Raw genomic sequence first — 18,851 nt, 5'->3', positions numbered from 1 at the left:
TTTCGAAACCGATCCGGACTTTCAAACCGAGCTGGACTGGATCGACCGCTTCGTTCGTGAGGAAGTCGAGCCGCTGGAGCATGTACTGGGGAGCCCCTGGAACATTCATGATCCGCTATTCAAGCAGCTGGTGCGTCCACTACAGGCTCAGGTCCGGGCCCGCAGGCTCTGGGCGTGTCATCTTGGTCCTGAGTTGAGCGGGCCAGGTTATGGCCAGGTGCGCCTGGCGCTGATCAACGAAATTCTCGGCCGTGCACTGTTCGCGCCTATTGTCTTCGGCTGCCACGCGCCGGATTCGGGCAACGGCGAAATTCTTGCGCACTACGGTAGCGAAGAGCAGAAGCGCAAGTACCTTGAACCCTTGCTCGGCAACGAGATTGTCTCCTGCTTCGCCATGACCGAGCCCCAGGGCGGCGCCGACCCCAGCGTGTTCACCACCGAGGCCGTGCGCGACGGCGACGACTGGCTTATCAGCGGTGAGAAGTGGTTCGGCTCCAATGCACGCTACGCGGCGTTTTTTATTGTCATGGCGGTGACAGACAAGAGCGTTTCGGTGCACAAGGGCACCACCATGTTTATCGTTCCGGCGAATGCGCCGGGCGTGAACATCGTGCGCAACGTCGGTATAGCCGACGATCCGGAGGCCACGCACGCCTACCTGCGTTTCGACAAGGTGCGGGTATCGTCCAGCGACCTGCTCGGCGAGCCTGGCGAAGCCTTCGTCGTCGCTCAGGTGCGACTCGGCGGTGGTCGCGTGCATCACGCCATGCGCGTTATCGGACAAGCGCAAAGAGCGCTCGATGCATTGTGCGAGCGCGCCCTGTCGCGCACCATCCAGGGCGGCCTGCTGGCCGAAAAGCAGATGGTGCAGGAAAAAATCGCCGACTCCTGGATCGAGCTGGAGCAGTTCCGGTTGCTGGTGATGCGCACCGCCTGGCGCATCGACAAGTACCAGGACTATTTGCGCGTGCGTAAAGACATCGCTGCAGTAAAGGCAGCCATGCCCAAGGTGCTACATGACATTGCCGCCCGCGCGCTGCATGTGCATGGCTCGATCGGCGTGTCTGAGGAGATGCCATTCGCCGGGTACATTCTGCGTTCCTTCCAGATGGGCTTGGCGGACGGCCCGACTGAGGTGCACAAGGTCACCGTGGCCAAGCAATTACTACGGGACTACCAGCCAAGCGACAGTCTCTTTCCCAGCTACCACCGCCCGACTGCGGCAGCGCTGGCACGTCAGAAATATGCCGACGCGCTAGCGACGTTGGAACAAAGCGGAGAGCAGCGGTGAGCAGCCAGGCTGAGTGGCGCGAGCTGGTCGATCTCGACAGTTTGGGCGCCTGGATGGATGAGCGGAAACTTGCGTCCGGACCGCTCGAAAATGCCGTGCGGCTCACCGGCGGCACGCAGAATCTATTGCTGCGCTTTCGCCGGGGCGAACGTGAATTTGTGCTGCGTCGGCCATCGGCGGAATTACGGGAAGTAGGTGGCAAGACCATCGCACGCGAAGCCCGCATGCTAAAGGCGCTGGCGGGCAGCCGGGTGCCGCACGCCGCATTGATCGAGGCCTGCGATGACGAGACTGTCTTGGGTGCGAAGTTCTATCTTATGGAACCGGTGGATGGCTTCAATCCCAATTGCGCAGCCGGTTTGCCGCTGCCCCATGCCGGCGATCGCGACATTCGTCGGCGCATGGGACTAGCCATGGTCGACGCGCTGCTTTGTCTTCATGAGCTGGATTATCGAGCCATTGGTCTCGACGGCTTCGGGCGGCCCGACGGCTTTCATCAACGGCAGGTGGCCCGCTGGCTGCATCAGCTTGAAAGCGTCGCCGGCTACGCCGGTTGGCCGGGCGCAGGCAGCCTTCCCGGGCTCGACCGGCTGGCGCGCTGGCTGAATGACAACTGCCCGCAACAGTTCAGCCCAGGTATCCTGCACGGCGACTATCATCTATCCAATGTAATGTTCAGTCGCAAGGGGCCGGAGCTTAGTGCGATCGTTGACTGGGAGCTTGCTACCGTCGGCGATCCGTTGCTGGATCTTGCCTGGTTGGTGGTGACATGGCCGGACGCCAGCGGCCACGGCGCCGGCACGATCGAGGTGCATCCGTGGGAGGGGTTTCCTGCAGCGGACGAGCTGGTGACGCACTACGTGGCTCGTAGCTCCCGCAGCTTCGAAGCCTTTACCTGGTACCTGGTGCTCGCGGCTTTCAAGCTTGGCATTTTTCTCGAAGTCAGCTACGCCCGGGCCTGCGCGGGCAAGGCGTCGATGGAACACGGTAGAAAACACCACTCCTCGGCGCTGCGGCTGTTTGAGGGCGCGCTGTCGCGGATCGAATAACCCAAATTTCCTATCCAGCGGCGGCAGGCGTCGCTGCACTACATGAGGGCGGCTTCATGCAACTGGCTGGCAAACGCATCATCGTAACAGGCGGCGCGCGCGGCATTGGCGCTGCGATCGTCGCGGCATACATCGCCGAGGGCGCCCATGTCATCAGTCTTGATGTCGACACCTCGCAAGAGCCGGTGATAGGTGAGGGAGGCGGTTGGGCAAAAAGCCGGATCTGCGATATCTCCGATTCCGCGTCGGTGAACGAAGCGTTCGACTTGGCTACCGGTCAGTTGGGCGGGCTGGATGTGCTGGTTAATGCTGCCGGAATAGCGCCCAACGCCACGGCTGATGAAATCACCCTGGATGAGTGGGAACAAGTATTTGCGGTAAACACCCGCGGCACCTTTCTGACCAACCGCGCGGCGTTCAAGCTTATGCGACAAGGTGGCGGGCGGATCATTAATTTCGCCTCGGCCGCTGGAGTGGGCGGGCAGCCTGGCAAAGCGCACTATGCCGCCAGCAAGGGCGCGGTCTTGGCATGGACGCGTACCGTCGCACGCGAGTGGGGTCCGCACGGCATTACCGTTAACGCCATCGCCCCAGCGATATGGACGCCGATGTACGACGCCACCCGCGCAAGCATGAGCGAGACCCAGCTTAAGCAGCACGATGCATTCATGGCCAGTCTGATTCCGCTTGGAGGCCAGCTTGGCGATGCCACGCAGGATCTTGCGCCCGTTCTGGTTTTTCTCGCCGGTGAGGGTTCGCGCTTCGTGACCGGCCAGACCCTGATGATTGACGGTGGAATGTTGATGCTGAGTTGAGATAGGGACCGGGCCGCTAGTTGCCACGGAGCGGCTTTGACGTTCAGCGGCATGGTGTATTTTCATCTCATAACCCCTCTCAGAAGGGGTTTTGTTTTACTTGGGGTAAAACGATTCATTCAGCCTTCCTGGCGCATCAGCCACCGCCCCAAAAAACGCCCATGGGGCTCGCCACCTCCCACCGTGCTTGACCTGCAACAACTATCAGCCACCGCCTGAATAACCCTCATACTAATCTCCAATGTAATTCTTCGGTTAGAACCAGATTCTCTATCGTAGATTTATTCGAATTGCTCTGCTAGGTTCAATGCATGGTCAAGGCGCGTGCATATAGCGCTCGTAAATTTAGTTTCAATAACAAAAACAAAAGGTTGCCTTCGATGAACCATCCAGAATGGCCTTGCACGGCCAGCTCACATTCCCGCGTTGTCATGTATCGATTGCCGGAAAGCTCAACGCTAGAGAGCATTCGCTTCTGTGAACAGCTTCTTCATACCCTGCAGAGCGCTTTTCGAGCGCGCCTGAAAAACGCCCTGCCGTCCAGCTGCAGAGCCACGCTGCTATTCCGGACAGACGTAAAGCTGGGCCATCGTTCAAATAAAAACAATTGGAGAACCATATGAAGCATCGATTGGTGTTACTCGCAGCACTCAGCGGCCTCTCGACATTCTCGCTGGCTGCGGTCAGCCCCGAAGAAGCAGCCAAACTCGGAGACAGCCTAACGCCCTGGGGAGCCATCAAGGAAGGCAATAGTGAGGGTACCATCCCTGCATATACCGGTGGTCTGCGCACGGCTCCTGAAGGCTTCGAGCCCGATTCGGGGTTCTGGGTTGATCCCTATAAGGATGAAAAGCCGCTGTTCCGAATCGATTCCAGCAACATGGACCAATACGCCGACAATTTGAGTGCCGGGCAAAAGCATCTGTTGCAAACCAACCCGGACTATTACCTCGATATCTTTCCCAGCCACCGTACTGCTGCCTATCCAGAGGAAGTCGTCGAGGCGACCATTCGCAATGCAACCGAGTGCCAGGTACAGAAAGACGGGCTGGCTGTGGATGCCGCGTGCCGTGGCGGCCTGCCCTTTCCCATTCCCCAGTCGGGCAACGAAGTGCTATGGAACCAGCAACTGCGTTACAAGATTGGCTCTGGGTATTCGACTACTGCTTCCTCTAACAGCTGGATTATCGATTCCAACGGCAGTGTGACCAAGGCTGCCGAACAGCAGACCTTTGAAGAAATGCCCTACTACCAGGTGGACCAGGACGACCGCAATCCCGAAATGTACGCCCGAGTGTTCTCTCTTAACCGATACCCAGCCCGCCGTGCAGGCGAAGTAACCGTTCTGGCCGACTTTCTCGACCCCATAGATCAACCCCGCAGGGCCTGGAGTTATTCCCCTGGGCAGCGCCGCATCAAACTGGCACCGGAGTTCGCTTTCGACACGCCCGTCGCCAGTCAGGGCGGCGTCACGCTGTTCGATGAACTACAGATGTTCTCCGGCAGCCAGGAGCGGTTTGACTACAAACTGGTCGGCCGCAAGGAGATGTTCATTCCCTATAACGCCTACGAGTTCTATTTCGATTGTGGTCAGGAGGAACAGATGCTCGAGAAGCATGCGAACCCTGAATGTGAGCGTTGGGAACTGCATCGTGTATGGGTCGTAGAAGCGACCCTCAAATCAGGCAGCAGACACGTGTATGCCAAGCGTACCTACTACCTGGACGAAGACACCTTTGGCGTTGGTTTGTATGACGCCTGGGACCAGCAAGGCAGTCTCTACCGGTCTATGTTTCTCAGCGGCGTGCAACTCTACGATCTGGACATCCCCTATAACGTTAAAAACGTGATCTATGACTTCAATAAGGGAATGTATGGCGTGATCAACGATGGGTTGAAAGGCGGTTATCAGTTTGATCCCACACCTCTACCCGAGAGGAATATGGCCCCCGAGTCAATCGTCTCGCGTTACAGCCAGCGATAACCTAACCCCCCAAAGTCATCCAAAAACAATGAGAATGCTATGCGAACTTTTACAACGATTCCTGAACGCGGCGATTTTGGTTACCAGCAACTGGTTGGCCCCCACAAGGTAACCGGGCCAGCGATGGCCGGTGAGCGTGGTTTCTTCGGCCTGCAGTTAAGCAAGAGCTCTCCCTTTGGCTCGGTGCGCGACGAAGAGGGCAACATCTATTCTTTCGTTCGCTCGCTGCTCGCGCCCAACGGCACGCCCAATCCGACCAAGTTCATCTATCAAACCAACCATATCGATGGTCAGCATTTGCGCATGGATCATGAGCGCATGGCCGCCCAGGCATCCACGCCCATTCCGGTGCAGACGCTGGACGGCGACACTGTCACCTGGACCAACCAGCCTGACGAGCCGGGCAATTCATGGAAGATCACCGCGTCGAGCGAAAAGCTTACCTGGAAGGAGGACGGCCTGTTTGAGCTGGAAGGCAAATTGCTTGGGCCTGGCCTGCAGTGGTACTTGCCTGGCGTTGAATGGGGCACCTTCTACGTCTCCCAGCTCTGGGATATTTCGGGAACCTGTGAAGGCCGCCCAGTGAAGGGCGCGATGGCGCTGGACCAGTTCTACATGGCCGAGGGCGGCGCCATTCACTTCAAGAAGGACCTGGTGGTAAACAACAAGATGCACGTGATCTGGTGGTCATTCGTGACCATCTACAAGGACGGTACCTGGGACTCGGGCTCCTTCATGGTCGGTCATGAATATCTTGGCTACGCCATCTTCATGAATGAAAAAGGCGAAATACGCACCACGACCGATATTGAAGGGTTGGCGATGCACAAGGACGGTAGTTACTTCCTCGATTCGGCGCGAATCATCCTGGACGGTGAGGAAGAATGGGAATTCCTTCCTGCACCTAAGGGCGAAATGATCGATTTCGTCGGCGGCTTTCCGATCACCGCCCAGCAAGAAGGACGCTGGCGTCGAGTGGGCGATGAGCGCGAACCAGACCGCTGGCTGGCCTGGGGCGAGTCCGACCGTCGCAACGGCACAGCCCGTAATGTGCGGGGCGCTGATCTGTAGCGCAGCTTCATGCCTGCCTGCTTTGCAGGCAGGCAACTCGATTCGACACTGCGGGAGCAACACATGAGATTCAAAGACAAGGTTGTTCTGGTGACAGGCGCCGGGCGCGGCATGGGCAGAGCCATCGCGTTGGCCTACGCTGCGGAAGGCGCCAAGCTTGTGGTCTCAGCAAGAACCCCGAAATACGGTAATGAGACGTTCGAGCAGATAAAAGCGCTGAACTGTGAAGCGACCCTGGTCGGCGGCGATATAGCCGACCGGGCAGCGATAAAGTCCATGGTAGAAGGTGCCATCGAGCACTTTGGCCAGCTGGATATTGTGGTCCATTGCGCAGCGGATACGGCCCACGGGCTGATCACCGAGATGCCGGACGAGACCTTCGACCATCTGGTACGCAGCAATATCCAGTCCCTGTTCTGGCTAGCCAAGGATGCCGCGCCGCACCTCACCAAAGCGGAGAACAAGGGGCGCATCATCTTCATTTCCTCCGGCGAGGCCAACCGCAAGTACACCCCAACGCTGATCCCCTACGGCTCAAGCAAAGCCTTCATGAATGCCTTCGCCCGAGGGCTCGCCGTCGAATTCGGTGCATTGAATATTCTGGTCAACGTGGTGGAGCCGGGCCTGATCGGCACGGACCATATGATAAGCACCCTGGGCGACGAACTACCCCACCTGCTGGCGGAACATTTTCCGGTTCCCCGATTGGGGCAATCGGCTGATATCGCTTCGGCAGTGTTGTTCCTTACCTCAAACGAGGCAAGTTACATCACCGGCACCTCGCTGCTGGTGGATGGCGGAGCCACCATGGTCGCTTTACCCAAGATCGAAGAATTACTTAAAAAATCATAAAAACAACCATAAAAATAATGCTGATCGCGCGCCAGCTTTATGCAGGCGCAGGTGCCGCAGGAGCTACAAAATGTCCGACCACAACCTGTCCCGTCAATCAAGGCTGGATCTTACCGAATTCCGCCTGGGCTGGCGGTTTCTGATTCTCGGCATGTTTGGCGTTGTTACCAGTATGAGTGCGGCCCTGCTCTATGGATTCGGCACCATGGTTATCCCGCTTCAAGAGGCCTTTGGCTGGAGCCGCGGCGAATTGCAGGCGTCCATTACCTTTCTCTTCGCCGGCGTAGCGGTCGCCTCGCAGTTGCTCGGATGGCTGTATGCGCGCTTCGGCTTGCGCCGTGTGGCCATTGTCTCGGTCGTTCTGCAGGTTCTGTGCTATGCCGCCCTGACCCAGCTCAATGGCCATATCGCCTGGCTGTATTTCGCGTTTTTCGCCATGCCGCTGCTTTGCCTGGGAACTATCGCCATCACCTGGACCCAACTCATAAGCCTGTGGTACGAGCGCAACCGTGGGCTGGCGCTGGCGATCATCCTGAGCGGGACCGGTGTGGCGGCGTTGATCGTTCCGCCCTTGTTGGCCTGGTGCATGGAACGCTGGGGCTGGCAGGCAGGCTTTTTGTTGCTGGCGGTGATGCCCCTGGTGACCACGCTGCCGATGGCGCTGCTGTGGTTGCAACTCCCGGCAGCCGAGCCCCAAAGCGCTCGAGGAAAAGCTCGCACAGCCCCGCTGGCGGCGACCGGATTCACCTTTGTCGAAGCGCGCAAATCCCGGATCTTCTGGATGTGCAACCTATCACTCATCCTGTCCGTATCGCTTATCGTTGCCATGGTCACGGTGATGGTGCCTTACCTGCAGGACAAAGGCGTTCCAGCACTTACCGCCAGCCAGATCTTTAGTGCCTTCGGCGCATCAATCATTGTCGGGCGGCTAGTGGTTGGGTACCTGCTCGATCATTACTCGCCCATCGTCATTTCCGCCGCTGCGCTGTTCACCCCGGCCATAGGTTGCCTTATTTTGCTGGTGACGGGCCCCGAGTCTACGGCTCTGCTGGTGCTGGCTACAGTCTGCATAGGGTTAAGCGCGGGCGCGGAATTTGATATTGCCGCCTTTCTCATGGCCCGCTATTTCGGCATGAAGGACTATGCGCGCATCTTTGGGTTGCATCTGGGTCTGGTCACCATCGTGGCGGGTATGTCTCCGGCTTTTTTCGGTTACATCCATACCCACTACGGAAATTACGACCCTGTCATCATGTATTCGCTCGTCGCGGCGATGGTGGCGTCCCTGACCCTCCTGACGCTGCGATCGGCCAGTGTATTCAAACCCCAGCCCTATCAACCCGAAATGGCTTGAGATCGCTCGAACACCCAGGTCTGGGACCTGACATGGCAGAGACGGAACCCCTGGCCCATTATCGTGTTGACCACGCTGACGGTGGCCGCATCGCCTATATCCGGTGTATGCAACTCGACCATGATCAGTCGCAACTCATCGGGCAGCTTTTCGGGCAACAGCCCTACTTCCGCGCCTTCGATATCCAATACCAGGACGGTGGGGCAGATGCTTGCCAGTAAATCGGAAATCCTCGCGACCGCAGTCTGCACCGGCGTGCCCGAACCATGATCCAGCACCGAACTCCACCAGTATTCATCCTGCACGCGAAGGGTCAGCGTATCGCCTGAATAGTCGTCCTCCACCACGGCCGCCGCAATCAACCGACATTCCTGCCCATTAAGCTGCACGTTCTGCCGGATGATTCCATGCATTACCTCGTTGGGCTCGACGATGGTGACCGGATTACCCGAGCACCGAGCCGCCAGCGAACCGGTTATGCCCGCACCGCCGCCGCACTCCAGCACCTTGTCCCCCGGCCTGATCATTTTCTCGATCAGCTCGAGGTCCGCTTCCTCGTAATCGCCGAGCGCAAAATAGTAAGCCATGCGCGGGCTGAAACCTCTGGCCACCAGCATTTTCAAAGGGTGCAGCGGATGGTCCAGCACCACAGGCTCCGGCAGGCTGTCGAGCCATTCACGGATCTGTTCGATTTGCTCCAGATCGTCCGGCTGATCGTGCGGCCAGACGTTCAAGCCTCGCTGGGAGACTATCTGCCGACGCTCTTCGATGCGCCAGCTCTCCACGAGTTGTTTGCTCATAGGGGATATCCTGGGTGGAATTGCTCGGCCGGGAGGGTATCGGCTCGAGTAGGTACGCTAACGCCAGATATTAACAGAGCTGAGCTGAGCTGCATTTGCGCGCAGGCGTCGTGCGCCAACATGTGCCATATGCCAAAAAACCGCAGCGTTACCTGCGGTTTCTTGAGGTTCAGACTGGCCTACTCATCATTGCTTGATGAAGTAGCGTACCAGCGTCTTGCCCTGCTCGAACTTGTACAGCTCAATGGTCTCGATAATACCGCTACCGTCGCGCATGACATTCTTGTGGTGACAAGCGGCTTCATTGGCAGCAATGATCGACAGCTCGACCTCCACGCTGAACTTGCTGTTCTGCTGATCCCACATGCCCTCCAGCACCGCGAAACCTTCCGTCACGGGTCGGCCCAGGTATTCGATATCCAGCCCATTGGGAGAAACGTTTCGGTAGTGTTCAAAAAAGCCATCCCGATCACCTGCGTTCCAGCACTTCAGTTGGCCATGCAGAAACTTCTCTATCTCTTTGCTATCGATATTGCTCATTTAATTTCACCTTGCAGGCTAGTCCATCGTGATTTGGCTTGTGCCGCAGTTCAGTCCCAGATCGCATGAATGGACTTCGCGCCACGCAGCTGCGCCCCGGCAATCTTCGGCGCGGGCATATCCGGATCCAACCGGATGTTGGGGAGAAGGTCCAGAATGCCGTTGATTGCACAGGTCAGCTCCACCTTGGCAACGAACTGGCCAATGCACATATGCGGACCAAACCCAAACCCCAGCGAAGGACGGGATTTGCGATCCAGGTCGAAAACATCCGGATTGTCGAACGCCTCGTCATCCCGGTTGGCGGAAATCACCATGCACTGGACCATCGAGCCCTTCGGCACCATAACACCCCCAATCTCGACGTCCTTGGAGGCCTGGCGGACCTTGAAGGTCGAAACCGGCTCGTAACGCACGGATTCGTCGATCAACTTGCCGATGAGGCTGCGATCATTGCGGACTCGCTCCAGCAACGCAGGCCGCTCCAGCAGCAGCGTCATCACCGAGCTAAACGTCCGGGTAGTGGTTTCTCCTGCGGCGGGCAGCAGCGAACGGACGAAGGTAGTCACCTCATGGTCGTCCAGTGCCCGTCCCTCATATTCCGCGTTGATCAGCCTACTAATCAGATCTTGACCTTGAGAGCCCTCGGCACGCTTGGAGATGACGACCTCTTTGATTGCATCGTAAAGGCTCTTCACTGCCTGGCCAGCCAGAGCACCATAAATTTTGGCTTTTTCCGGGTCGATCTGGTTGGCCGCCACAATCGCAAGGGCCCAACTGGCGTATTTCTTGAATTTTTCTGGGTCATCGGCTGGAAAGCCCATCAGCTCATACATGACGCGGATCGGGAAATAGAGGCCAAAGTCCATTAAATTGGCTTTCTTGTTCGCCACCATGGACAGCAGAAATTCTTCCCGGATGACACGGTCAATCTCGGGCCGCCACTCATTTACGGTTTGTGGCATGAACACCGGCTGGAGTAGCGCTCGCGTGCGACGGTGCTGCTCACCATCCATCGCCAGGACTATCAAACCGTCAAAAAAAGCACCCAGCCCTTCGGCAATAAAGCCGCTGGTGAAAGTATCGGCGTCGCGCAGTACCGCTATCACATCCTTGTATCCGAACAGCGTCACTGCGCACTTAGCAGCCTTGGCGCTCGCATTGGTCGGTACCTTGAGGTAGGTATCGACGAAGTCCCCCTGCATTACCGGTTCGTTACGGCGCTTTTCTCTGCAAAGGCCATGGATATCGACGTCCGAGCCAAGATAGGTGTCCGAGACCGCATGGTAGGCGGCTTCGATATCAAATTCCTGAGTTGCGAGTGACATAGGTTGTCTCCTGGTAAGAGTGAGTTTCTTGTTATGGACCGCTAGGGGTTCTTCGCCAGATAACTGGCCACGCGCTTGGCTGCCAGACGGCCAGCCATGCCATTCACGCCGCCACCGGGGTGAATGCCGGCACTGCCCAGATACAAGCCCGCGACCGGCAGGGTATCGCCGCCCAGTCCGTGTGCCGGGCGCATGGTGCTGGAGCGCATGGAGGTGGTGTCGATATGCACGACACACCCGTTCACCGTGTTCAGACGTGCAGTAAAGTCGGGCGCGGCTTCGATCCGCCGGCCGATGACATGCCCCTTGATACCTTCCACATAGGCCGAGAGCTGATCGATTACCTGGTCCGCCACAGCTTCCCTGATGCTGTCCCAGCCTTCCTTCGGATTGACCGGCATGACCGGCGGATAGATATAGACCACGTCCTGGCCGGCCGGAGCCTGGGAAGGATCCGCCGCGCTGGGAACCGCCATGGTGATGTACGGACGAGTGGGTACTTCACCCCGGGCGCAGGCGGTAAAGTTTTCCAGCACGGCTTCTTCGGTGCCGATCAGCAGACAAGTCTTGCGCAGGTCGATGCCGTCGCCCCGGGCTTCTTCGAAGCGCGGCACGGAAATCTGACCGTCCAGCGCCACATCCACCTTCAGCGGTCCGGAGCCCTTGGCGTTGGCTGGCGCCATGGCGATACGGGTGAGCAGGTGCTTGGGCATTTCGCCAGCCGTCACCATTTCCAAAGCCACTTTAGGATGGCAGCCGGCGATGACCGAGCGGGCCGTGAACTCGCGTCCATCGGCCAGCTTGACGCCTTTCACCGTTCCTTGGCTGGAGACGATTTCCGTCACGGTTGCAGAGGTGATGACCTGCCCGTCCAATTCTTCGAGCCTGGAGCGCATGGCATTGCTCAGTTGCTGCATCCCGCCGAGCACGCGACCAACACCAAAGCGGTGAAGAAAGCCCAGCAAGGCATAGTAGATACCGCCGCCATCAGCGGTGATATCTCCGGCCAATCCAGTCAAGGCGCACATCGCGGAAATGGTGACCGGGTGCTCGAAGCGTTCACGTGCTGCCTGATGCGCGGAGCCGGTCAGCAGACCCATCAATTCAGGCTTGAGCTTACGATTTTTCAGGGCGCTGCCTATCACTTTAAGCTTGGCCCCGAAGTTCAACTTCGCCGGGTCAACGCGCATCATCGGGAGAGCAATTTCTAAGAACATGTCTATAACGTTCATGAACTCCAGAAATGCTTCGGCGTCATTCTTGCTGTAGCGCCTGATCTCCGCAGCGGTTTTCAGGCGATCTCGCCAGAACACCAGCGAGCTCCCATCCGGGTGCAGATACACGTACCCTGGCGCCAGCTCGATGGACTTGAATCCGTGGCGTTCAAGGTCCAGTTCCTGGGGAATGTGGGAATGAACCCGCATCGACATCATGTCCAGAGCGCAAGGGTGCACCAGATGCTCGGGCGCTTCAGGGATCAGATACCCCGACGATGCCATGCCGCCCACTTTGTCGAGCGCCTCCAGCACGAGGGTCTTTTTCCCTTGCAGGCCGAGGTAGCAGCCCGCCGACAAGCCGTTGGTGCCGCCACCAATGATGATCACGTCAAAATCAGTCTTGTTGTTATTCATGGTTGTATCCCTTTTCAAGCTGGTGAGCACCCTATAACAAAGCTCGCCCAGGTGCTGCGCAACCGTTTTACCCTCAGTAAAACGATTGGCACTGCTCACCGATTTCGCCAGCAGGTGTGTTTTTACCATAGCATTTACAGTTCTAATTGCAGAATATTAATCTGCATATGGAATTAAACAAAGATCTCTGCTACGGTTTACTCAGGCATTGCTGACAGTTCGAATGACTTATCCGACGTCCTTCTACGCTGCGTTGAAAGCATTAGCCGGTAAAAAATAAAAATAAAAGGACAGAAAAATGAGCACAGATCTGGATCAATCCGGACGCTTGTCATGGTCAGCACGTTTAACAGCGTCTTTTCAGACGCTGCTCGGCCAGTGCAGCCCACGCTTTCCCATCACTGCCCCCAATCAATCATGGAACACTTGCGATGGTCGCGGAGCTCTGGGTCAGTCCAGCTCCAACTATGGCCGGCTTTGCTCCAGCAAATCTCGTTCTAACAACATCAATAACGGAGAACGTTCATGAAACTGAATATTGCTATCGGTTTGTTGCTGGGCGGGCTATCTGCCGCCTCCCTTGCGGCTGTGAGCCCCGAAGAGGCAGAGAAGTTAGGGCAAAGCCTGACGGCGGTAGGAGCCATTCAAGCGGGCAATGCGGACGGTTCAATTCCTCCCTATGAAGGCGGGCTGCGCGACGCTCCGGAAGGCTTCCAGCCAGACAGCGGTTTCTGGGTGGACCCGTTCAAAGACGAAGAGCCCCTGTATCGCATTACCTCGGCCAATATGGCGGAGTATGCCGATCTGCTGAGTGCCGGGCAGAAGGAAGTGCTGCAGCGCAATCCCGAGTATTACATGGACATTTATCCATCCCACCGGACAGCGGCCTATCCGAAGGAAGTGATGGACGCAACCATCCGTAACGCCACTACCTGCGAAACTTATAAGGAAGGTCTGGCAATTGAAACCGACTGCCGCGGAGGGATTCCCTTCCCAATTGCGAATACCGGAAACGAGATGATGTGGAACCTGTTGGTGCGATACAACGACGGTAAATACGGAACCACTACCTCCGCTTCCAATACTTGGGTAGTAGACCGCAACGGTACCGTTACTCGTACAGCTACCCAGTCGACCTTCGTCGAGCGCCCTTATTACCAGATCGACGTTCCCGGTCGCGATCCGGAATTGTTCTACCGCGTCTATTCCCTAACCAAAGCGCCTGCGCGCAAGGCCGGAGAACTGACAGGCCTGATGGACTTCCTTGACCCGACCCAGCAGCCACGTCGTGCGTGGAGCTACACGCCAGGCCAGCGCCGCGTGAAATTGGCCCCGGAATTCAATTACGACACGCCGGTCGGTAGCATGGGTGGTCTGGAGCTGTTCGACGAACTCTTCATGTTCTCTGGCGTGCAGGACCGGTTTGATTTCAAACTGATTGGCAGAAAAGAGATGCTGATTCCTTACAACGCCTACAAGTTCTACTTCAACTGCGATGATCAGTTCAAGACCTCACATGCTAATCCGGAATGCGAGCGCTGGGAGAAGCATCGCGTCTGGGAAGTTGAAGCAACGCTCAAGCCTGGCATGCGTCACGTTTACAGCAAGCGCACTTACTATCTTGACGAAGACACCTATGGAGCCGGCCTGTACGACGCATGGGACCAGAATGGTGAGCTGTATCGCTCGATGATGATGGGCGGTGTGCAGTTTTACGATCACGACATCCCCTACATCGTTAAGCACACCATATTTGATTTCAATAAGGGTATGTACGGGATTATCAACGACGGCATGGACGGCGGTTATCGTGTGTTGACCGAAGCCAGGAGTGAGCGAGAGCTGAATCCGGAAGCGATCGTATCCCGTGAATCACAGCGCTAATTGAACGACCCGAGAGCCCTTCAGTTGCATTCGCAGCTGAAGGGCTTTTTCTTTGCAATAAGGAATCGACCCATGCGGCAAATCAAACTGACGTGGAATGTCAGCCATCTCACACCCTATTCCGTACCCGTTACCCTGTCGGGTTCATTGTTCGCCCCAGACGAAGCAATAGCGACCGAACGCCCGGTTGACTTGCTGGTGTGCCTGCATGGCGGCAGCTGTTCCGGTAAGTACTACCATCCGAGCTATCTGGACCACTCCTACAGTTTCGCCAGATGCATGACCGAACGCGGCTATCTGGTGTTGGCGCTGGACACCCTCGGAATGGGCAACAGCAGCAAACCCGAACCTGAAAAACAACTGACGCTGGAGGTGATTGCCGCTGCCAGCGACTTTGCGGCGCGGCAAACCGCTGTCGCCCTGCTGGACGGTGAATGGCTGCAACTGCCACCGCATAGCAAGCTGCGTGTGTCCGGCCTGGGCCATTCGATGGGCGGGATGCTGTCGGTTTATCAACAAGGGCGCTTCCAAAGCTTTGAGCGACTGATCGTTGCTGGGTGGAGCAACCTGCCTCTGGAGCTTGGTGACACTGACGTAGCCAGCGTGCAAGCAGGTCTTGCTGCGGGCGGTTACATCGCAACTGACCGGCAACCCATGCGCGGCTTGTTTCACCTGCCTGATGTGCCGGAGCAGCTGATCGAACGTGATGATCAGCACGCCGGCCTGACGCCTGTAACTCTCGCATTGGCTGCACTTACCCCTGGTTCCGTGACGCGCGAAGCCGCGGCCATTGGTTGCCCGGTCATGCTGCTGTACGGCGAAGTCGATGTCAGCCCTGACCCGCAGCGCGAAGCAGCATTCTATCCTCTCGCCTCTCACAGCACGGTCACTCTCATCGGCCGCGCCGCCCATATGCACAACATGGCTTCCTCAAGACTGCAGGTCTGGCAAGCCATGGATACTTGGCTACAGGAGAGCTGAGGCTGGCTATTGAAAAGGCGAGGCCGGGTTGCTCTTACTGACCTCGCTTCGCCCAGCAACTTGGCCGGGTTCAGCGCCGAACGCAGTTCATCGATAGGTACAGACAGTTCAGCGATAGCCCTACGCGTTGTCCCCTCCGCCCCCGTGACGTCTACTGACAACGGTCAGATTATAAAAACAAGATCAACGGAGAAGCTCAATGTTCAAGCCAGAGTTGTCATTACTCAGCAAGGCTGTAGGACTCTCAGTCTCGCTTGCCTGTGTCAGCAGTATTCAGGCAGCAGAATTCGATACCGGTAATCCCGACTTGATCGGCCGCTGGGACAACACCATTCGCTACAACCTGGGCGTCCGCGGCGAGGGCCGCGATAACGCGCTCGGCAACAACGCCACCTACGACGAATCGAACTACAAGTTTGATCGGGGTGATGTGGTGACCAATCGCCTGGACGTGATGAGCGAGTTCGAGCTGGCCTATAAAAGAGACCACGGCCTGCGCATCAGCGGTGCGGCCTGGTATGACCGCGCCTACGCCGATACCGACGTCGAGACCAATCCGGGCAACGTTTATTATCCTGGTGCGCCTGCCGGCCCGAGCACCACCAGTTATTTCGACGACCGGTATTCTTCCCATACCAAGCGCTACCACCGAGGCTTGAGCGGTGAACTCCTCGATGCCTTTTTATTCACCCGGTTCTATGTAGGCGATGCGCCTGTCAGTCTTCGCGCCGGACGCCATACCCTCTACTGGGGCAATGGACTATTGATTCCCGGCCATGCCGTGTCCTACGCACAAGCTCCCCTGGATGGCCGCAAAGCCCAGGCAAACCCCGGCACCGAAACCCGCGAGATATTCCTGCCTCTGGCACAGCTCTCCGGCCAGGCTCAGGTGACTGATCGACTTTCTCTCGCAGCACAATATTTCCTGGAATGGGATTCGACGCGAGCACCTGAAGGGGGAACCTATCTGGCATCCGCCGATGTTGCTCTGCAAGGCCCGGATCGCCTGCCCGTTGCGCCCGGCTTTGCCTTTCCCATCGAAGACCCGCTCGAACCTGACAACCGCGGCAACTGGGGCGTCATGGCGCGGTACAGCCTCGACTTCATGCAGTCGGATATCAGCGCGTTCTACCGGGAGTTCGATGACTACACCCCCTGGGGCCTGCAAACCGGACCCAGCTCTGCCCGTTATATCTACGCCGAAGACATCAAGCTCTACGGCTTGAGCTGGTCAGCGGGTCCGGTACTCGGCGGCGCGTCGGTGGGTGTTGACCTGTCGTATCGCGAAAACGCTTCGCTGATTTCCAGCTCTTTCGATCTGGCAGACAACCAAGGCGCGCGAGGCGACACCTGGCACATGGTCGCTAACGCGCTCTGGCTGCTGCCTTCCACACCGCTTTGGGACACCGGCTCGCTGATTACCGAGGTCGCCTATAGCCATCTGGACAAAGTAACCGAGAACGCCGATCAGTTCCGCGGCGAAGGTTATGGCGGCTGTGTCGACCAGGATAAGGACTGGGGTTGTGCTACCCGCAACTATGCCGGGCTGGCGATCAACTTTACCCCTCAGTGGCTAGGCGCTCTGCCCGGCTGGAATATCTCCGCGCCGATGAGCCTCAACTACGGTCTTTCCGGCAATGCTGCCACCGGCGGTGGCAACGAGGGCGATTACAACTTCAAGGTGGGCATCAAAGGCGTGCTGGACGAGCGCTACGACATCAGCCTGTCTTACATCGGCTATGGCTCCGACACCATCACCCGCAATGTTCCAGGCGTAGGGAACACCGTGGTAGGGGGTAACGGCAGCATCGGCCTCTCCGATCGTGACTGGGTATCGTTGACCCTGAGCACTGCGTTCTAGGCCAACAACCGTCAGACATAACAATAAAATTGGGAGTACTCCATGAAGATGAATCAGATTGCAATCAGCCTGCTCGCGGTCATAGCTACCTCGGCGCTGGGTAACGAGACATGGACCGCCGATGACCTGGGCCAGGACCTTACCCGCTTTGGTGCGATAGCCGCAGGTAATGCGGCCGGTACCATTCCCGCTTACACCGGCGGCCTGGAGGTGCCCGCCAGCCTGAAGCCAGCCGACGGATCCTGGCCGAATCCGTTCGCCGACGAAGAGCCGCTGTTTCGCATCAGCGCCGAGAACGCCGACGAATTTGCCGACCAGCTCTCCGCCGGGCAAATGAAGCTGCTCAAGCAGTACCCGGATACCTATTACATGGACATCTATCCGACCCACCGTACGGCAGCGTTCCCCGAGTCCTTTCTAGCGGCAACTGTGAATAACGCGGGCAACCCGGAGTGCCAATCGCTGCACGCCGGTTTATCCGTCAGTGAAGCCTGCCGTGGCGGGCTGCCCTTTCCGATTCCGCAGAGCGGCGAGCAGGCCATGTGGAATTATCTACTCAACTATCAAGGCATCAACGGTTGGGACTGGAATCATAGCGCCTATGTGGTCAATCAGGGTCGCGTGACCTTGACCAACACCAATCGCTCCACCGGTGAAAAACCCTTCTATCAACTGGATGTGGAAGGACGTGACCCGAAAATTGCCAGTCGGATCTGGTCACGCATCGTTGCCCCGGCTCGCACCGCGGGCACCGCCTCCGGTTATTGGGATCACCTCGATCCAGTGGAAAATGATCGCTATGCCTGGAGCTATTCGACTGGGCAGCGGCGCATCCGCAAAGCGCCAGAGTTTTCCTACGACACGCCCAATGCCGCGTTCGGCAGTGTGTCCTTCTACGACGAGATCTTTCTATTCTCCGGCAAAATGGATCGCTTCAGCTGGACGCTGGAAGGCAAGAGGGAAATGTTCCTGCCCTACAGCAACTACGAGTTGAAGTGGGGTTGCGACATGGACACCAAGCTGATGGAAAACCACATCAACCCGGCTTGCGAGCGCTGGGAGCTGCACCGCGCCTGGGTTGTTTCCGCTGAGCGCAAGGAAGGTGTGCGGCACGCGCAGAAATCCCGCCGTTACTACATTGACGAAGATACCTTCGGCGCGGCCTTGTACGACGCCTGGGATGACAGCGGCGAGATGTTCCGCTCGGGCGCGCAATACAACATTCAGGCTTATGGCATCCCGAATAATCCGCAGCAGGACTCCTATTCGCTGTATGACTTCACTCGCAGCCAGTACGGCATGTTCGGCAACGGCCCTACACGCTACCGCGAGGCGCCGATCATGGAGCGTGAAGCCAATCCACAAACCATCGCCGCAGGCCAGAGCCGTTAAAGCGTTTCTGATTCCAGA

The 18,851-nt window shown here is 57.7% G+C and carries 15 protein-coding genes; 11 read left to right on the top strand and 4 right to left on the bottom strand.

Translation table 11 applies throughout. The features are described from left to right. Nucleotides 1-31: 31 nt before the first annotated feature. The 7 genes from FHK95_RS09535 to FHK95_RS09505 all read left to right on the top strand — a co-directional run bounded on the left by FHK95_RS09535 (nt 32) and on the right by FHK95_RS09505 (nt 8,416). Complete coding sequence (locus FHK95_RS09535; RefSeq protein ID WP_235906762.1) at nt 32-1,291, top strand: acyl-CoA dehydrogenase family protein; 1,260 nt, start codon at nt 32-34, stop codon at nt 1,289-1,291. Then, complete coding sequence (locus FHK95_RS09530) at nt 1,288-2,340, top strand: phosphotransferase family protein (protein WP_235906753.1); 1,053 nt, start codon at nt 1,288-1,290, stop codon at nt 2,338-2,340. Before FHK95_RS09535 ends, FHK95_RS09530 begins: the two co-directional genes overlap by 4 nt. A gap of 56 nt (nt 2,341-2,396) precedes the next feature. Beyond that, nucleotides 2,397-3,155 (top strand): SDR family NAD(P)-dependent oxidoreductase, encoded by a 759-nt coding sequence (locus FHK95_RS09525; protein WP_150304384.1) that lies wholly within the window; start codon nt 2,397-2,399, stop codon nt 3,153-3,155. A 619-nt stretch (nt 3,156-3,774) separates the two neighbouring features. Further along, a complete protein-coding gene (locus FHK95_RS09520; RefSeq protein ID WP_150304383.1) occupies nt 3,775-5,139 on the top strand; it encodes a DUF1329 domain-containing protein in 1,365 nt (454 codons plus the stop codon). A 39-nt stretch (nt 5,140-5,178) separates the two neighbouring features. Beyond that, entirely contained in the window at nt 5,179-6,210 is a 1,032-nt protein-coding gene (locus tag FHK95_RS09515; protein ID WP_150304382.1) for a hypothetical protein, read from the top strand. A gap of 63 nt (nt 6,211-6,273) precedes the next feature. After that, nucleotides 6,274-7,062 carry an SDR family NAD(P)-dependent oxidoreductase gene (locus tag FHK95_RS09510; protein WP_150304381.1) on the top strand — a complete coding sequence of 263 codons (789 nt, stop codon included), beginning with the start codon at nt 6,274-6,276 and terminating at the stop codon, nt 7,060-7,062. Nucleotides 7,063-7,132: 70 nt separating this feature from the next. Next, nucleotides 7,133-8,416 (top strand): MFS transporter, encoded by a 1,284-nt coding sequence (locus tag FHK95_RS09505; RefSeq protein WP_150304380.1) that lies wholly within the window; start codon nt 7,133-7,135, stop codon nt 8,414-8,416. On the opposite strand, the gene FHK95_RS09500 is transcribed toward FHK95_RS09505, so the two are convergent. From FHK95_RS09500 to FHK95_RS09485, 4 genes are all read right to left on the bottom strand, one after another. Then, nucleotides 8,398-9,216: an FkbM family methyltransferase gene (locus FHK95_RS09500; RefSeq protein ID WP_150304379.1), complete on the bottom strand. Its 819-nt coding sequence runs from the start codon at nt 9,214-9,216 to the stop codon at nt 8,398-8,400. The two genes, FHK95_RS09505 and FHK95_RS09500, sit on opposite strands and share 19 nt — an antisense overlap. A gap of 186 nt (nt 9,217-9,402) precedes the next feature. Further along, nucleotides 9,403-9,756: a nuclear transport factor 2 family protein gene (locus FHK95_RS09495; protein ID WP_150304378.1), complete on the bottom strand. Its 354-nt coding sequence runs from the start codon at nt 9,754-9,756 to the stop codon at nt 9,403-9,405. Nucleotides 9,757-9,806: 50 nt separating this feature from the next. Then, a complete protein-coding gene (locus FHK95_RS09490) occupies nt 9,807-11,084 on the bottom strand; it encodes a cytochrome P450 (protein ID WP_150304377.1) in 1,278 nt (425 codons plus the stop codon). 41 nt (nt 11,085-11,125) lie between these two features. Continuing rightward, a complete protein-coding gene (locus FHK95_RS09485) occupies nt 11,126-12,715 on the bottom strand; it encodes a phytoene desaturase family protein (RefSeq protein WP_150304376.1) in 1,590 nt (529 codons plus the stop codon). A 525-nt stretch (nt 12,716-13,240) separates the two neighbouring features. Here FHK95_RS09485 and FHK95_RS09480 point away from each other — a divergent pair. The 4 genes from FHK95_RS09480 to FHK95_RS09465 all read left to right on the top strand — a co-directional run bounded on the left by FHK95_RS09480 (nt 13,241) and on the right by FHK95_RS09465 (nt 18,833). Continuing rightward, entirely contained in the window at nt 13,241-14,599 is a 1,359-nt protein-coding gene (locus tag FHK95_RS09480; protein ID WP_150304375.1) for a DUF1329 domain-containing protein, read from the top strand. Between the two features lie 72 nt (nt 14,600-14,671). Then, nucleotides 14,672-15,580 carry an alpha/beta hydrolase gene (locus FHK95_RS09475; protein ID WP_150304374.1) on the top strand — a complete coding sequence of 303 codons (909 nt, stop codon included), beginning with the start codon at nt 14,672-14,674 and terminating at the stop codon, nt 15,578-15,580. Nucleotides 15,581-15,779: 199 nt separating this feature from the next. Further along, complete coding sequence (locus FHK95_RS09470) at nt 15,780-17,441, top strand: DUF1302 domain-containing protein (RefSeq protein WP_150304373.1); 1,662 nt, start codon at nt 15,780-15,782, stop codon at nt 17,439-17,441. A 42-nt stretch (nt 17,442-17,483) separates the two neighbouring features. Then, a complete protein-coding gene (locus FHK95_RS09465) occupies nt 17,484-18,833 on the top strand; it encodes a DUF1329 domain-containing protein (protein ID WP_150304372.1) in 1,350 nt (449 codons plus the stop codon). Nucleotides 18,834-18,851 lie beyond the last annotated feature (18 nt).

Source organism: Pseudomonas saliphila (assembly GCF_008638345.1).
GTDB lineage: Bacteria > Pseudomonadota > Gammaproteobacteria > Pseudomonadales > Pseudomonadaceae > Halopseudomonas > Halopseudomonas saliphila.
This window is presented reverse-complemented; position numbering and strand designations above follow the sequence as displayed.